Annotated in this window: 13 protein-coding genes; 1 reads left to right on the top strand and 12 read right to left on the bottom strand. The window is 55.6% G+C overall.

Annotation, left to right across the window (positions count from 1 at the left end):
• Positions 1-47: 47 nt before the first annotated feature.
• From GOV45_RS00890 to cbiE, 7 genes are all read right to left on the bottom strand, one after another.
• A complete protein-coding gene (locus GOV45_RS00890; RefSeq protein ID WP_170472974.1) occupies positions 48-515 on the bottom strand; it encodes a DUF302 domain-containing protein in 468 nt (155 codons plus the stop codon).
• A gap of 93 nt (positions 516-608) precedes the next feature.
• Positions 609-1,355: a precorrin-6A synthase (deacetylating) gene (cobF, locus tag GOV45_RS00885; protein WP_170472971.1), complete on the bottom strand. Its 747-nt coding sequence runs from the start codon at positions 1,353-1,355 to the stop codon at positions 609-611.
• Positions 1,348-2,076, bottom strand: coding sequence for a uroporphyrinogen-III C-methyltransferase (gene cobA / locus GOV45_RS00880; protein ID WP_170472969.1), 729 nt, complete (start codon positions 2,074-2,076; stop codon positions 1,348-1,350). Before cobA ends, cobF begins: the two co-directional genes overlap by 8 nt.
• Complete coding sequence (locus GOV45_RS00875) at positions 2,073-3,389, bottom strand: cobyrinate a,c-diamide synthase (RefSeq protein WP_170472965.1); 1,317 nt, start codon at positions 3,387-3,389, stop codon at positions 2,073-2,075. The genes cobA and GOV45_RS00875 overlap by 4 nt, the downstream gene beginning before the upstream one ends.
• Positions 3,382-4,176 (bottom strand): precorrin-4 C(11)-methyltransferase, encoded by a 795-nt coding sequence (gene cobM, locus GOV45_RS00870; RefSeq protein WP_170472963.1) that lies wholly within the window; start codon positions 4,174-4,176, stop codon positions 3,382-3,384. The genes GOV45_RS00875 and cobM overlap by 8 nt, the downstream gene beginning before the upstream one ends.
• Positions 4,173-4,556, bottom strand: coding sequence for a cobalamin biosynthesis protein (locus GOV45_RS00865; protein ID WP_437436502.1), 384 nt, complete (start codon positions 4,554-4,556; stop codon positions 4,173-4,175). The genes cobM and GOV45_RS00865 overlap by 4 nt, the downstream gene beginning before the upstream one ends.
• Positions 4,538-5,737, bottom strand: a complete 1,200-nt coding sequence (cbiE, locus tag GOV45_RS00860; protein WP_170472961.1) for a precorrin-6y C5,15-methyltransferase (decarboxylating) subunit CbiE — start codon at positions 5,735-5,737, stop codon at positions 4,538-4,540. The genes GOV45_RS00865 and cbiE overlap by 19 nt, the downstream gene beginning before the upstream one ends.
• Here cbiE and GOV45_RS00855 point away from each other — a divergent pair.
• Entirely contained in the window at positions 5,736-6,485 is a 750-nt protein-coding gene (locus GOV45_RS00855) for a cobalt-precorrin-6A reductase (RefSeq protein ID WP_170472959.1), read from the top strand. The two genes, cbiE and GOV45_RS00855, sit on opposite strands and share 2 nt — an antisense overlap.
• Here the strand turns inward: GOV45_RS00855 and cobJ are convergent.
• The 5 genes from cobJ to cobN are packed head-to-tail and all read right to left on the bottom strand — an operon-like array spanning position 6,458 to position 12,978.
• Positions 6,458-7,210 (bottom strand): precorrin-3B C(17)-methyltransferase, encoded by a 753-nt coding sequence (gene cobJ / locus GOV45_RS00850; RefSeq protein ID WP_170472956.1) that lies wholly within the window; start codon positions 7,208-7,210, stop codon positions 6,458-6,460. The genes GOV45_RS00855 and cobJ overlap by 28 nt on opposite strands.
• Positions 7,207-7,935, bottom strand: coding sequence for a precorrin-2 C(20)-methyltransferase (locus GOV45_RS00845; protein WP_170472954.1), 729 nt, complete (start codon positions 7,933-7,935; stop codon positions 7,207-7,209). Before GOV45_RS00845 ends, cobJ begins: the two co-directional genes overlap by 4 nt.
• A complete protein-coding gene (locus GOV45_RS00840; protein ID WP_170472950.1) occupies positions 7,932-8,561 on the bottom strand; it encodes a precorrin-8X methylmutase in 630 nt (209 codons plus the stop codon). The genes GOV45_RS00845 and GOV45_RS00840 overlap by 4 nt, the downstream gene beginning before the upstream one ends.
• A complete protein-coding gene (gene cobG, locus GOV45_RS00835) occupies positions 8,561-9,688 on the bottom strand; it encodes a precorrin-3B synthase (protein WP_170472948.1) in 1,128 nt (375 codons plus the stop codon). The genes GOV45_RS00840 and cobG overlap by 1 nt, the downstream gene beginning before the upstream one ends.
• Positions 9,685-12,978, bottom strand: coding sequence for a cobaltochelatase subunit CobN (cobN, locus tag GOV45_RS00830; protein WP_170472945.1), 3,294 nt, complete (start codon positions 12,976-12,978; stop codon positions 9,685-9,687). Before cobN ends, cobG begins: the two co-directional genes overlap by 4 nt.
• Positions 12,979-12,981 lie beyond the last annotated feature (3 nt).

Genomic DNA, 12,981 nt, shown 5'->3' with positions numbered 1-12,981 from the left:
GATTGCGGAGCCCGGCACCGGAAGCAAGTGCATTCACGTCAGTGTGACTATTTGACTGCGATTTCCGCCACCGAAAGAAACTTTGCATCCAGTTCGGCAGCGATTTCCCCTAATGCTGCACCGCCTTCATCTGCGTAAGGTGAAAAAACAAAACTGGGAGTTTTGTATGACAGCGTCGCAGTACCATCGCCGTTTTCGGTGACATAAAACCTGATCGGGGCTTCGATCATAGCAGCGGTCGAAGTGGCGAGAATACGCACCGCATAATCGTTGTTAAATGCGCCTATCACCCGATTGCCCGGTATAGTAATGCCTCGCGCTGCTGCGGCCTTGGTCGGGCCTGCTTGGGTTACTACAATCAATCCTGTTTCTTTAATTGCAGCGACAGTGTCTTTGACCAGAGTGTCGTAGGTTTTGCTGGATGTGTGCGAATACCAACCTTGACGCGGCTGGATATCGCCCGCCCATGCCTTTGCCGCTAAAACAATCAACGTAGCCCACAGAAGTCGCTTCATCGCATGATACCCAACTGGATTTGCACAACGCTTTGATGCCAGATTTTGAACTTGCGTGCAGTCACGTTCTTGTGTGGCAAACGAAGGTCGCTATCAAGTCGCCGTACGTTTGGCCAGCAAGTATACATCCATGATCCAGCCATGGTCTGCGCGTGCCTTTGCCCGGGTTGACATAATTTCTTGACATTTTTCAGCCAACGGACCGTTGATCAGAATTTCCTCTTTCATACCGACATAGGCCCCCCACCAGATATCAAAGTCATCCATCTTCAGGGATTGAAACGAACACTCGCCATCCAGCATAACCGCCATTTTTTTTGTTGCGCTGGGCCAACCTTCTTCGCGGATACGCCTTCCTGTGGTCACCACGAACGGTTCACCGATTTCGTTGATTGGTATCGCATGGGCGGCAGTTAGCGCCTGAAGGGCGGTGATACCGGGCACCACTCGCGTTTTGGGTCGTGGATCAAGGCGCGCAGCGATCCGCAACGCACTATCGTAAAGCGACGGGTCTCCCCATATTAACAGCGCTATGTTGCGTGCATCTGGATGCAATTCAATCGCAGCCTTCCAGCGTTCAGCGATTGCATTGTGCCATTCATCCACGCCGCGTAAATATCCGTCACCCGCTTGCCGTTTCGGTATATCGAAATAAGCAATGAGCGGCGCCTTGTCTGTCGCCCGAGAAATGATTTCTTCGCGTAGACCGGCCAAATCCGACTTGTTTTCACCCTTTCTGGGGATAAGGATCAGATCGGCCCTCCGTATTGCTTGGATACCTTGAATAGTCACGTGATCAGGGTTTCCGGTACCGATACCGATGAGGGTCAGATCATACATTCCCAGGCTCCGCCAGTGGGCCATACAGGATCAAAGCTGGGGCAGTTCCGACCTCGGATTTGAGCCGTTTCGACAGTTCGCCGATCGTCGTGCGGCAAAGCGATTGCTCTGGGGTCGAGACAGCTTCGGCTATCAAAGCGGGTGTATCCAAGGGCAGACCGTGGCCATGCAAAGTTTGGACCAAAAGAGGAAAAGTACGCTTTCCCATAAACACCACAGTAGTAGCGAAAGGGTCAGCAAGGGCAGGCAGGTTAAGATCCTCTGGCAATTTGCCGCTGACATCATGCCCGGTAACAAACTGAACCCTCCGTGCCGTCAAACGACGGGTCAAAGGAATACCAGCCGCTGCGGCTGCAGCCACGGCCGATGGGATGCCTGGAATTACCTCGTATTCAATGCCGGCCTCCTGCAAAGCGACCAACTCTTCCTCCAGCCGTCCGAACAATCCGCCATCGCCCGACTTCAGGCGTACAACGCGGGCACCGGTTTTTGCATAATCGACCAAAAGGCGGCTGACATGGTTTTGTTTGGGCGAGGGGCGTCCTGCCCGTTTGCCGACACCGACCAAATCGGCGTCCTCGTGGGCATGAGCAAGGATCGGACCGCTGCTTAGGTCGTCGAATAAAACCGCGTTTGCATTTTGCATCCTGTCAACGGCTTTAAGTGTAAGCAGTTCCGGATCGCCGGGACCCGATCCGACAAAGGAAACAAAACCGCTCATCCAGATGCCTCTGCGATCAAATGAAAAAATGTTCCGGTCACGTTTCCTCGCACTGAACCCGTCTGTGGTCCCTCCGCCCCTTCGGCATCAAAGACCTTTGCCAGAGGGGCGTCAGGTTGTTCGACGATGGAAGAGTAATGGAACTCATGCCCGCGTAGTGCGGTTCCTGCAGAAAATCCGGGCATTTGTTCCAGCAACTCGGCCCGCCTATAACCAAGGTTGAATTTGCGTTTTTCATATGAGGTAACCAGTCCCAAGAGCCCAACCATGGGGTGGAGCTGGCCTTCCTTATCGATCAGACCGCGACCGAGCGCCATATAGCCTCCGCACTCCCCGTGCACAGGTTTCGTTTTTGCGTGCGCGCGCAAGCCGGTTTTAAATGTTTCCGCGGCTGCAATTCTGTCAGCGTGAAGTTCAGGATACCCCCCAGGAAGCCAAACCAGATCGCTATCCTTGGCCGGAGCCTCGTCAGCCAGCGGTGAAAACGGAAGAATTTCAGCACCTGCTGCGCGCCACCCCTCCACCAAATGTGGATAAGCAAAGGAAAATGCCGCATCTTGCGCTAATGCGATACGTTGCGCGGGCGGGCGCGGCAGCGCCGAAGACGTTTGCCGATATGGGCCTGAGGAAGCCGCGCGCTTGATTGCCTCAAGATCCACATGTTCACGTAGAAACGCCGCGTATCCAACGATGGCTTTTTCAAGATCTGGATGCTCTATGGCTTGTATCAAGCCCAGATGCCGTTCTGGAAGGGTCAGGTCGCCACGGCGCGGTAATACACCCAGAACTGGCATGCCTGCGCGCTCCATGCCCAGACGTGTCAAACGTTCGTGACGAGGGCTTGCACAACGGTTCAGGATAACCCCAGCAAAGGGTAGTTCGGGGTTGTACATCCGAAATCCCAACGCAGTTGCAGCCGCAGATTGGGCCTGACCAACGACGTCTAAAACCAAAACCACAGGCCAACCCATGCGTTGCGCCGTCTCAGCGCTGGTGCCGTGACCCGATTCACCTGTTTTTGCCACCCCATCAAATAGGCCCATCGAGCCTTCGGCCACTACAATATCTGCGCCGGTTGCTTGGGCCGCAATCGCCCCGATCAAGGACGGCCCCATTGCCCAACTGTCCAAGTTGAACGAAGCTCTTCCCGCCGCCGCACGATGAAAAGCAGGGTCGATGTAGTCCGGCCCACTTTTGAATGGCTGCACGACCATCCCGTCTTCTGCAAGTGCCCGCAAAAGGCCCAACATGACCGTTGTTTTCCCCGTGCCAGAGGACGGGGCAGATATCAGGACACCCGGGGGGTTAGTCATCTCCGTGGCTCCAACTGGACCATGGACTATCTGCGCTTTGCGGACGGTATCGACGGTCATAAGTTTTGGAATACAGGCAACTTTCGTCAAATCCTTCGCCTGCGAGAGCGGGTCCGACCATGATCAGAGCCGTGCGAGAAATGCTCTCGTCCACGGCGTCTTTTAGGGACGCTAATGTAGCGCGAATTATTCGTTCATCCGGCCAACTGGCACGATAGACAACTGCAACCGGGCAATCCGCGCCGTAGGTCGGAGTCAAATCCGCGATAACCTTGTCCAAATTCCCGATCGACAGATGGATTGCCAGCGTAGCCCCAGTGCGGGCGAAGTTGCTAAGTGTTTCTCCCTCGGGCATAGACGAAGCTCGCCCCGGCGTTCGGGTCAGTACAACCGATTGTGCCAGACCAGGCAGCGTAAGTTCGGTGCCGAGAGAGGCAGCGGCTGCAGCGAATGAAGGTACGCCGGGCGTGACGCTGACAGGAATACCCATTTCCTTTAGCCGCCGTATCTGTTCACCCATCGCGGACCAAACCGATAAATCCCCAGAGTGCAGCCTCGCAATATCATGTCCATTTGAATGTGCGTTCGCGATTTCGGCCATGATCTGATCCAAGTCCATCGGCGCAGTGTTCACGATTTTTGCATCTTCGGGGCAATGTGCCAAAATCCCTTCTGGCACCAGAGATCCAGCATAGAGACATACGGGGCATGACGCGATGATATCGCGCCCACGCAGAGTTAATAGATCGGCAGCGCCTGGTCCGGCGCCAATGAAATGAACGGTCATGTTTGTCCTCCGATGGCGATGGCGCAAGTGGCGAGCCGATCATTCGAAATATGTCTTGGGGAAACCAGACGCGCGTCGCCGCCTGCCGCGGCCAAAGCGGACGCCTCGGCAACGCTGCCGGTTCCGTAAGTCGCTTGGCTCTGGGGCGAGCAGGTTAGAGTGCGTTGTTCGGCGAGTTCTGCGGCCCGGATGTAACACAGGGGCAGGCCAGTTAACCGCACAAATTCAGTCAGTGCCTTATGGCCTTTTTTGTTCGCGACGGTTGCCAGCGCATCGATGGTGCGCCCACGCGCCGCCAATTCGTATGCGGCGCGCAGGCTGTCCGCTGTTGCGGCTGTGGAAAACCCAAGCCCTGCGACAATCATAAAGTAACGCTCCATTGCACGATTGGATGGGTGGGTTTCCAGCCACGCCGAGTTCCCAAGGCTGAAGCATGGGCCAATTCGATTCGCAGGAGATCTCCTCCCAACGCTTCGTGATAGTTTGCCAACGTTGCTTCGCTTTCAAGTGTAACTGCGTTCGCCACCAGCCTGGTTCCCGGTCGAAGGTTCGCGCTAAGCCAATCGATCAATTGATCGCTAAGTCCACCGCCAATAAAAACAGCATCAGGCAATCTAAGTTCCGACAGCACGTTGGGTGCAGCACCATGCACAACTTGCAGGCGGTCTTGACCCAGCGCGTCTGCGTTACGTCTGATGCGTTCAGCGCGATCAGCGCGTGGCTCAATCGAGGTAGCTGTAAGAGTGGGATCGCACATTAGCCATTCAATGCTGATTGACCCAGTTCCACCGCCGATGTCCCAAAGATGTTCGCCCCGCTGGGGGGCTAAGGCGGATAGGGTCAGTGCCCGAACAGGGCGCTTTGTAATCTGACCGTCAGATTCAAATATTTCGTCAGGCTTGCCAGAGGCTTTGGGAAAGGAACTGCCTTGACCCCTAACTTCTAATCCAACGCAAACCGGGTGCTCAAATGAGCCCAATAGAGCTTCGGTCAATGAAACGCTCTGCGCGCGTTCTCGCGAACCTCCGAGAGCTTCCATCACATGTAACTTACTGTCTGTGAAACCCGTTTCTGATAGGTAGGTTGCAAGCTCTGCAACTGCCGGTCCGTCGCGCAGCAGCAAAATGGTACGTAACCCCGAGGACAAATGCGGTCTCAAACGGGTCAAAGGGGCCGCGTGCAATCCAAAAGTAAGTGTGCCCTCCAGCGGCCAACCCAGCCGCGCGGCTGCCAGCGAAAAGGTCGATTGACCAGGCAACGCGACCCATTCCGCCGGGTCGATTTCGTGGGCAATGACAGATCCTGCGCCAAACCAAAAAGGATCACCTGAGGCGAGCACCACTGTGTTTCGACCTTTCAGTGCTTTCAGAACCGGAAGTCCATCGGAAAAAGGCACCGGCCATTCGATCCGCTCGGCTCCGGTTTCCGGGACCAAAGCCAGGTGCCGGGGCGGACCCATGATCACTTCGGCACGCTTCAGAACTTGACGGCTTGAACGGGGCAGGCCATCCAGTCCATCCTCTCCCAGTCCCAAAACGGTCAACCACGGAGTCTCAGACATGCCAAACCTCCTTATCCTTGGGGGCACGACCGAGGCTAACGCGCTGGCCAAAGAAATCGCGTATCAAGGTATCACTGCAACGTATTCCTATGCCGGTCGAGTCACCGAGCCGCATCCGCAACCTTTGCCTGTGCGCGTTGGGGGCTTTGGCGGAATGATGGCGCTGGAGCAATACCTCAGAGACCATTCTGTCAGCCATGTCATTGACGCGACCCATCCATTTGCCGCCCGAATGAGCAGTAACGCGATCGCGGCTTGCCACAGAGCAGAGGTTCCGCTGGCAGCGCTTACTCGACCTGCCTGGTCCCCACAGCCCGGGGATCGCTGGCAGCGCGTGCCCGACTTTGCTGGCGCGGTTGCTGCGCTGCAAGGACCAGCCAAGCGAATCTTTCTGGCTGTGGGGCGTATGCACCTTGAGGAATTTGCCGCGCTGCCTCAACATCACTATCTTCTTCGAGTCGTTGATGATGCTGAGAGCTTGCCGTTGCCGCGGCGCAAAGTGGTCGTTTCGCGCGGGCCTTTCACCGTCGAAAATGACAGGGCTTTGATTGAGTCTCACCAAAGCGATTTGGTGGTTTCCAAGAATGCGGGTGGTTCCGGAGCACGTGCCAAGCTGGACGCCGCACGTGCACTGGGTATTCCGGTGCTGATGATAGATCGTCCGATCCTGCCAAAGCGAACCGAGTTTTCGAGTGTCCCGCAAGTTTTGGAATGGCTGGCTCATTCTGGGGTGAACCTCGGTGTGTAAGCAATTGGTTTTAAATTTCTTTCGATAATTCGCGTGCGTGATGAGCCAACGATAACCACCGTTTGCATATCAGCCATTTCTGGCGTGGCGTCAGCCAGTGTCGAGAATTTGATTGTCTCGTCGCGTCGGGACACCGCCCGAGCGAAGATTATCACACGTTCTGGTTCACATTCTTCGCGTAGTATTCCCAAGGTTCTTTCAAATCCTTCGGGGCGTGATTTTGATCGTGGGTTGTAAAATCCCATGGCAAAATCTCCCTGCGCTGCAAGGCGCAGGCGTTTTTCGATCAGGGACCAGGGTTTAAGGTTGTCGCTCAGATTTATCGCGCAGAAGTCGTGGCCCAGCGGCGCACCGGCCCGTGCCGATGCGGCTAGCATCGCCGTAATTCCCGGCAGGACGTCAATTTGAATGTTTCGCCATTCATTTGGGCCGTTTTCTAACGCCTCGAACACGGCTGCTGCCATGGCGAAAACGCCTGGGTCGCCCGAGGACACCACAACCACCCGTTTGCCCTCTGCTGCCATTTTCAGGGCGTGGTTTGATCGGTCGATCTCAACGCGGTTGTCGCTGGCATGCAGGGTAAGGCCGGGTCGTTCAGCTATCCGAGCAACGTACGGGATGTAACCCACTACGTCAGTGGCTTCAGCCAATGATTGCGTAACTTCTGGTGTCACCAAAGCTTTGTCACCAGGTCCCAACCCCGCGATCTTGACCCATCCACTCATGGCCTGCGACCTTGACCGTGCACGATGATGATCGAAAAGTAAGGTGTGATACCTTCACAATTTTCCGACAGTTTGCAAACCCGCTGATTAGGCATCTGCGCGTATTCGACGATCCACGCGCGATCATAGAGCCCCGCGGATTGCAATGATCGTTTCACCTTGTCGATATTGCGCCCTATCTTCATCACAACCAGCGCATCGGTTTGCGCCATGCGTTCGGTAAGAACCTCTTCGGGCAACGTACCGACAAGCACAGTCAGTATGTCGTCACCCCAAGTGATAGGGTCGCCGGTCGCCGTCCAAGCGCCGGACATTCCGGTAATTGCTGGAACGATCTCGACTTTAGAATACTCCCGTAACCTACTGTAAAGGTGCATGAAAGAACCATAGAAAAATGGATCTCCTTCGCAAAGCACGACGACATCGTCCCCTCGATCAGTTATTGACTTTAGATGCGCTGCGCAGCTTTCGTAGAACGCAGACAGCAATTCGTTGTAGCGAGGGTCTTGGATCGGGATTTCCGTTGTGACCGGATATTCCATGGGGAATTCGACGGCATCTCTTGGGATAATACCATTCACAATGTTGCGGGCCTGACCGCTGCGACCGGGTTTGCGAAAAAACGCGACGTGCCGGGAATTGCGCAGCAAGCGATCGGCGCGGACGCTAATAAGGTCCGGGTCGCCGGGACCTAAGCCCACGCCATATATAGTGCCAGCGCTCATTCCGCGCGGCTCGCTATGGCGTTGATCGCCGCAACGGTTATTGCACTGCCACCAAGTCGGCCTTTGACAATACAAGAAGGCACAGGTTGCGCCTCCCACAATGCATCCTTAGACTCCACCGCTCCAACAAATCCAACTGGGCAGCCGATAATTGCGGCAGGCCTTGGGCAATCAGGGTCTTCAAGCATATTGAGCAGATGGAACAGTGCCGTCGGTGCGTTTCCAATGGCGACCAAAGCGCCATCAAGATGCGGGCGCCAAAGCTCCAATGCTGCAGCTGAGCGGGTGTTGCTCATATCTGCGGCCATAGGGCGGACACGCTCGTCATGCAGAGTGCAAATCACTTCGTTATTGGCAGGTAAGCGGAACCGCGTGACGCCTTCAGAAACCATCCGTGCATCGCACAAGATTGGCGCCCCGTTTTCCAATGCCGTTCGGGCGGTGACAACAAACCCGGGAGAGAAACGCACGAATTCCTCAAGCCCGACCATTCCTGCCGCGTGAATCATGCGGACAGCAACCTGCTCTTCATTTGCATCGAAACCGGCAAGGTCGGCTTCGGACCGGATGGTTGCAAAGCTTTGTTTGTAGATCGCTGCGCCGTCGGTTTCATATTCATAGGGCATCACGTCAGGTCCATAGTCATAAGCGTTTCGGATGTCAGTCCGCGTTGGCAGGGCTCATCCCCTGCACGGCCCCGTTTTACAAGATCAAATCGTCCAGAATTGCCGACCAAAACTATGTCTGCTGGTTTCTTTCGAGCACATCCTTTGGCGCATCCAGAAACATGAAGGCTGCCGGAGACGCGGGGCGCAAGGGCTCGGGCGATTGTACGCGTTTCCATTTCCGCCTGTGGACAATGAGGGGCACCGGGGCAGGCGTCGGCGGTGACAAGTGGATCGCTTTCGTGAGTGACAAATGCCGATGCCTGTTTCACTGATCCGCCTTCCAAAATAAACATTCGCCACGGGGTGACTCGAATAGCAGTGGCACCAGATGCCTCGATCAGCTCCGAGAGCTTGCTGGCAGGAAGCTGGCCGAAAGCGGCACCGTAAACTGGTCCGATTTCACTCGATCCGGGTTGGATCATAGGCCCAATCGGAACTACTTCCTTGCCTTGCCATTTCAGCGGTAGATCGCGTTCAGCAATCAGCTGAGCCATACGACGCAAGCTAGGTGTAAAGGATTGGGCGAACCAACGCGCCAAATGGATCACCTGATCAACGGCCTCATCTTCAGTAATCGAGCACCCGGTCTCGGCACCGTCAGCACGCAAAACCAGCCCGTCCAAACCTCTCTCCAATCGGATATCGGCGGAATCTGCCGCAAGTAATCTGGTTTGGCCGACATCGACTGCAAGTCCAAATTTTGCGGGCAGTTCAGGAAGTTCCGCCAGTCTTCTCATCAACTCTTCAGCAAGCGTCGTCGTCTGGTCTCCGTCTCGATACAGCGGTGAAACAAGAATATTGCGCCGGACCTCAATGCCGGGTTCGGCATCCAAAAGGTTTAATTCGGCCAGCTCTGTAAGTAATTTTTTGTGGTTTGCCTGTGCTACTCCGCGAAGCTGAAGGTTTGCACGATTGGTCAGGTCAATTGTGCCATTTCCGAACCGATCTGCAAGCTCGCAAAGCGCAATAGCCTGTCTTACATCCAAACGCGCCAGCCGAGGTCGCACTCTCACTATTAAACCATCTCCCGACATCATTGGTCGGTGCGCGCTGGGGCACCAGCCCTTTATCAGCGGCGGGCTCATCCGAGACCCTCCAAGTCAGCCCGGATAGAGTTTCGGCGCGTATCCCATAGACCAGCTTCCAACAACGCGCGGAAACGATCCTGCATTGCCAGATGCGCCTGTGGGTTAGCTTCTTTCAAAAAAGCCTCGACCTTTTCATTCCCCAACGTCGCATCGTGATAAAGGTCGAACAAATGCGGCGCGACCGTCCCTGAAAGATGCGCGAAAGACGCCATGTGATCCAACGTTGCAGCAATTTCCGCCGCGCCCCGGAATCCATGTCTTTGCATGCCGGCGATCCAACTGGGATTGGCGGCGCGGGCGTGGACAACGCGGCTGATCTCTTCGGGCAAAGTGCGCGCTCGTGGGTTTTCCGGGTTGGTGTTGTCCAGGTGGTAGAGTTGAGCGCTGCCGCCTGTAAGCTTTTTAGCAGCGGCAAAACCAGCCTCATGAGTGGCGTAGTCATTGGCAAGCAAAAGGTCGGTCTCGGTCAAATCCTGCAGGTGTACGAAACTATCTGCATTAGCGACTAATTGCGAGATACCTTCCCTGTCCTGCGCGATATGCTCGCCTTCAAACGCGAATGAGCTGGCGTCCAACCAAGCCTCACCAGCCTGTCCGAGCGCCTCATCCGTATAAGTTTCAGACAGGTGGGTCATGTCCAAGCCATAGCTACCCGGGGCGGGTCCATAGACCCGGGCAGCAGGTTCTTTCCCTGCGTAAGGGTTCCAATCAGGCGCTTCATCCCTACTTGAAAGGGCTTTCACGGCTTGACCAAAAAGAGCCGAAAGGGTCGGGAATACGTCTCGAAACAGGCCGGAAATACGTAAAGTGACGTCCAGCCGCGGGCGCTCAAGATCGGTGATTGGCAAAACTTCAATACCGGAGACCCGTTCGGACCCCTTGTCCCAGATTGGTCTTACACCTAGCAAATGAAGTGCCATGGCGAATTCCTCTCCGGCGGTACGCATAGTGGCGGAGCCCCACAAATCAACGATAAGACCCTTGGGATAATCGCCTTCTTCTTGCAGGTGTCGCCGCACCAGTTCCTCAGCCAGTTTTACACCTTGCGCATAAGCCGCGCGCGTGGGAACCGAGCGCGGATCGGTCGTGTAAAGATTGCGTCCTGTGGGTAAAACATCGGAACGGCCACGATACGGAGAGCCGGATGGACCGGCTTCTATCCGTTTGCCCGTAAGTGCATCCAACAGAGCCACTCGTTCTGCTTCAGCAGAAGGAGCGGGGTCAAAAATTCCCGTAACATCAGTGGCGCGGCCATAGATATGCAATCCGTCGCCAAACTGACTTTCCTTGATGTCACAGACAAAACGGTCGATTCGGGTAATCGCTTCGGCGGCGCACATTGTTTGATCCAACCCCAGATCGCTCTCCAGCCCTATGGCTTGGGCCTCGTCGCGGATATCGGTCTGCAATCGGTCTCGGCGTTTGGGGTCAAGGCCGTCGGCGTTTGAAAACTCGTCTAACAGAGTTTCCAACCTCACCATCCGGTCTGGAGTGCTGCTTTGCTTCATAGGCGGCGGTATGTGACCCAAAGTGACTGCACCGATTCGGCGTTTGGCCTGAGCAGCCTCACCGGGGTCGTTGACGATGAAAGGGTATATTACCGGTAGGTCACGGATTAGCGCTTCGGGCCAACATTCTGCAGAAAGTGCCACCGACTTGCCGGGAAGCCACTCCAGCGTGCCATGTGCACCTATGTGAATCAGCGCATCGGCATTCAACCCACGCCGCAACCAAAGATAAAAGGCGACATATCCGTGCCGCGGTGTCCGGGAAAGATCGTGATATTCGTTATCCCGCAACTCTGGCGTTCCGCGCTCGGGTTGAAGCGCAACAACCGCTTTGCCACGTTGCAAAGCAGTAAAATGAAACGCACCATTAAAATATGCGGAGTCGTCTTCAGGTTTGCCCCAAACAGCTTCGAGGTCACCGCGTAGTTGATCGGGAAGGTCACTCAATGCCTCCTGATATTTTGTAAGGGGCCAAGAAATCCGGGCGTTCGGCAATGCATCTGCGATTTGTTCTGCTGGTCCGGTCACATAACCGGCTGTCTTTAAATCTGACAGCATCACCTCGGCCGACGCCAATGCATCCAAGCCGACGGCATGAGCCATTTGCCAATCCTTGCCGGGGTAAGTGGATAGCACTAAAACGGGAACTTGCTCTGGTTTTGGTTTTTCGTTCAGCTTCAGCCAGCCGAAAACGCGGTCGACGATTGCTTCGATCCGTTCCGGTTCTGGCCGGTGCGCGAAGCGCGAATACTCCAAACTGGCGTCGCGTTTGCCTGGTTCTTTGAACGAGGCAATACCTGCCGAAATTCGTCCGTCTACCTCGGGCAGTACCACGTGCATGGCGAGGTCAGCAGGCGAAAGACCGCGTTCAGCTTCGGCCCAGGCCTTTCGGCGCGAAGTAGCGAGCGCAACTTGAAAAACTGGTACGTTGGCGGCGTCCAAAGGTGAGGTGCCCGAGGCGCCTCTGCCCGAAAATGACGTGGCATTTATTATGGCTGCCGGTTTTAGCGCCGAAACCGTATCACGCAGCCAATCGGCAGATGACGGCGCCTTTAATGACGGAGCGAATAAACCCAACGCTTCGAAACCGCGTGAACGCAAGCTGCGGATCAAGGCAGTCACAGGCGCTGTATCGGCTGACGTCAGATAAGCGCGGTAGAATGTCACCAGAATTCGTCTCGGGTTTTCTGAAAACGCGTTGTCGGTCGAGATTACCCCTCGATCCGGGCACCATGCTCCACATTCAGGGATGGTTTTTGCGCCCATGACCGGCCCGGCATACAGGCCCGCTGCCAGCGCCATTTGCGCCAACGCTGCCTGCGCCGCAACTTCGCCGCCGGTATCACATAAATTCGTCAACCTGCGCAGTGTGGAAATAGGCAGTGTTGAATAGCCGTCCAGTCGGGTATCTTCGCGCCCGTCTGCTGGTAATACTGCCAGCGCCAGACCCTTGGCCTGTGCCAGCGCCAAAACTTGTTGTAGGCCATACGGCCAGTAAGGAACGCCCCCTATCAATCGGACAAGTATGCCCTTGGCGCCCTCCAGCGTCTGTTCGATATAGGTGTCGACGGAAAGCGGGTGTTTCAATGCCGTTAAATTTGCCAGTCGCAGTGTCGGCATCCGACCATCAGGTCCGCCGCCACGATGCCAACCCGCCGCGAAAGCTCCCAGGTCGCTGTCAGAAAAAGATAAAACAACCAAATCTGCCGGGCTTTGGCCAAGATCGGTTGGGGTCTCTGTTTCTTCAAGCCCGTGGCTTTCGCGGAAGACGACGTGCATTTT

Source organism: Ruegeria arenilitoris (genome assembly GCF_013035425.1).
GTDB classification, from domain to species: domain Bacteria; phylum Pseudomonadota; class Alphaproteobacteria; order Rhodobacterales; family Rhodobacteraceae; genus Ruegeria; species Ruegeria arenilitoris_A.
Note: the sequence above shows the minus strand (reverse complement) of the source record. Positions and strands in the feature narration are given on the sequence as shown.

Excerpts from the sequence above, each read along its gene's own strand:
- GOV45_RS00865 (WP_437436502.1), bottom strand. The coding sequence starts at position 4,556 with ATGGAGCGTTACTTTATGATTGTCGCAGGGCTTGGGTTTTCCACAGCC.
- GOV45_RS00875 (WP_170472965.1), bottom strand. The coding sequence starts at position 3,389 with ATGACTAACCCCCCGGGTGTCCTGATATCTGCCCCGTCCTCTGGCACG.
- cobM (WP_170472963.1), bottom strand. The coding sequence starts at position 4,176 with ATGACCGTTCATTTCATTGGCGCCGGACCAGGCGCTGCCGATCTATTA.
- GOV45_RS00855 (WP_170472959.1), top strand. The coding sequence starts at position 5,736 with ATGCCAAACCTCCTTATCCTTGGGGGCACGACCGAGGCTAACGCGCTG.
- GOV45_RS00845 (WP_170472954.1), bottom strand. The coding sequence starts at position 7,935 with ATGAGCGCTGGCACTATATATGGCGTGGGCTTAGGTCCCGGCGACCCG.
- cobJ (WP_170472956.1), bottom strand. The coding sequence starts at position 7,210 with ATGAGTGGATGGGTCAAGATCGCGGGGTTGGGACCTGGTGACAAAGCT.
- cobA (WP_170472969.1), bottom strand. The coding sequence starts at position 2,076 with ATGAGCGGTTTTGTTTCCTTTGTCGGATCGGGTCCCGGCGATCCGGAA.
- cobF (WP_170472971.1), bottom strand. The coding sequence starts at position 1,355 with ATGTATGATCTGACCCTCATCGGTATCGGTACCGGAAACCCTGATCAC.
- cobG (WP_170472948.1), bottom strand. The coding sequence starts at position 9,688 with ATGAGCCCGCCGCTGATAAAGGGCTGGTGCCCCAGCGCGCACCGACCA.
- GOV45_RS00890 (WP_170472974.1), bottom strand. The coding sequence starts at position 515 with ATGAAGCGACTTCTGTGGGCTACGTTGATTGTTTTAGCGGCAAAGGCA.
- cbiE (WP_170472961.1), bottom strand. The coding sequence starts at position 5,737 with ATGTCTGAGACTCCGTGGTTGACCGTTTTGGGACTGGGAGAGGATGGA.
- cobN (WP_170472945.1), bottom strand. The coding sequence starts at position 12,978 with ATGCACGTCGTCTTCCGCGAAAGCCACGGGCTTGAAGAAACAGAGACC.
- GOV45_RS00840 (WP_170472950.1), bottom strand. The coding sequence starts at position 8,561 with ATGCCCTATGAATATGAAACCGACGGCGCAGCGATCTACAAACAAAGC.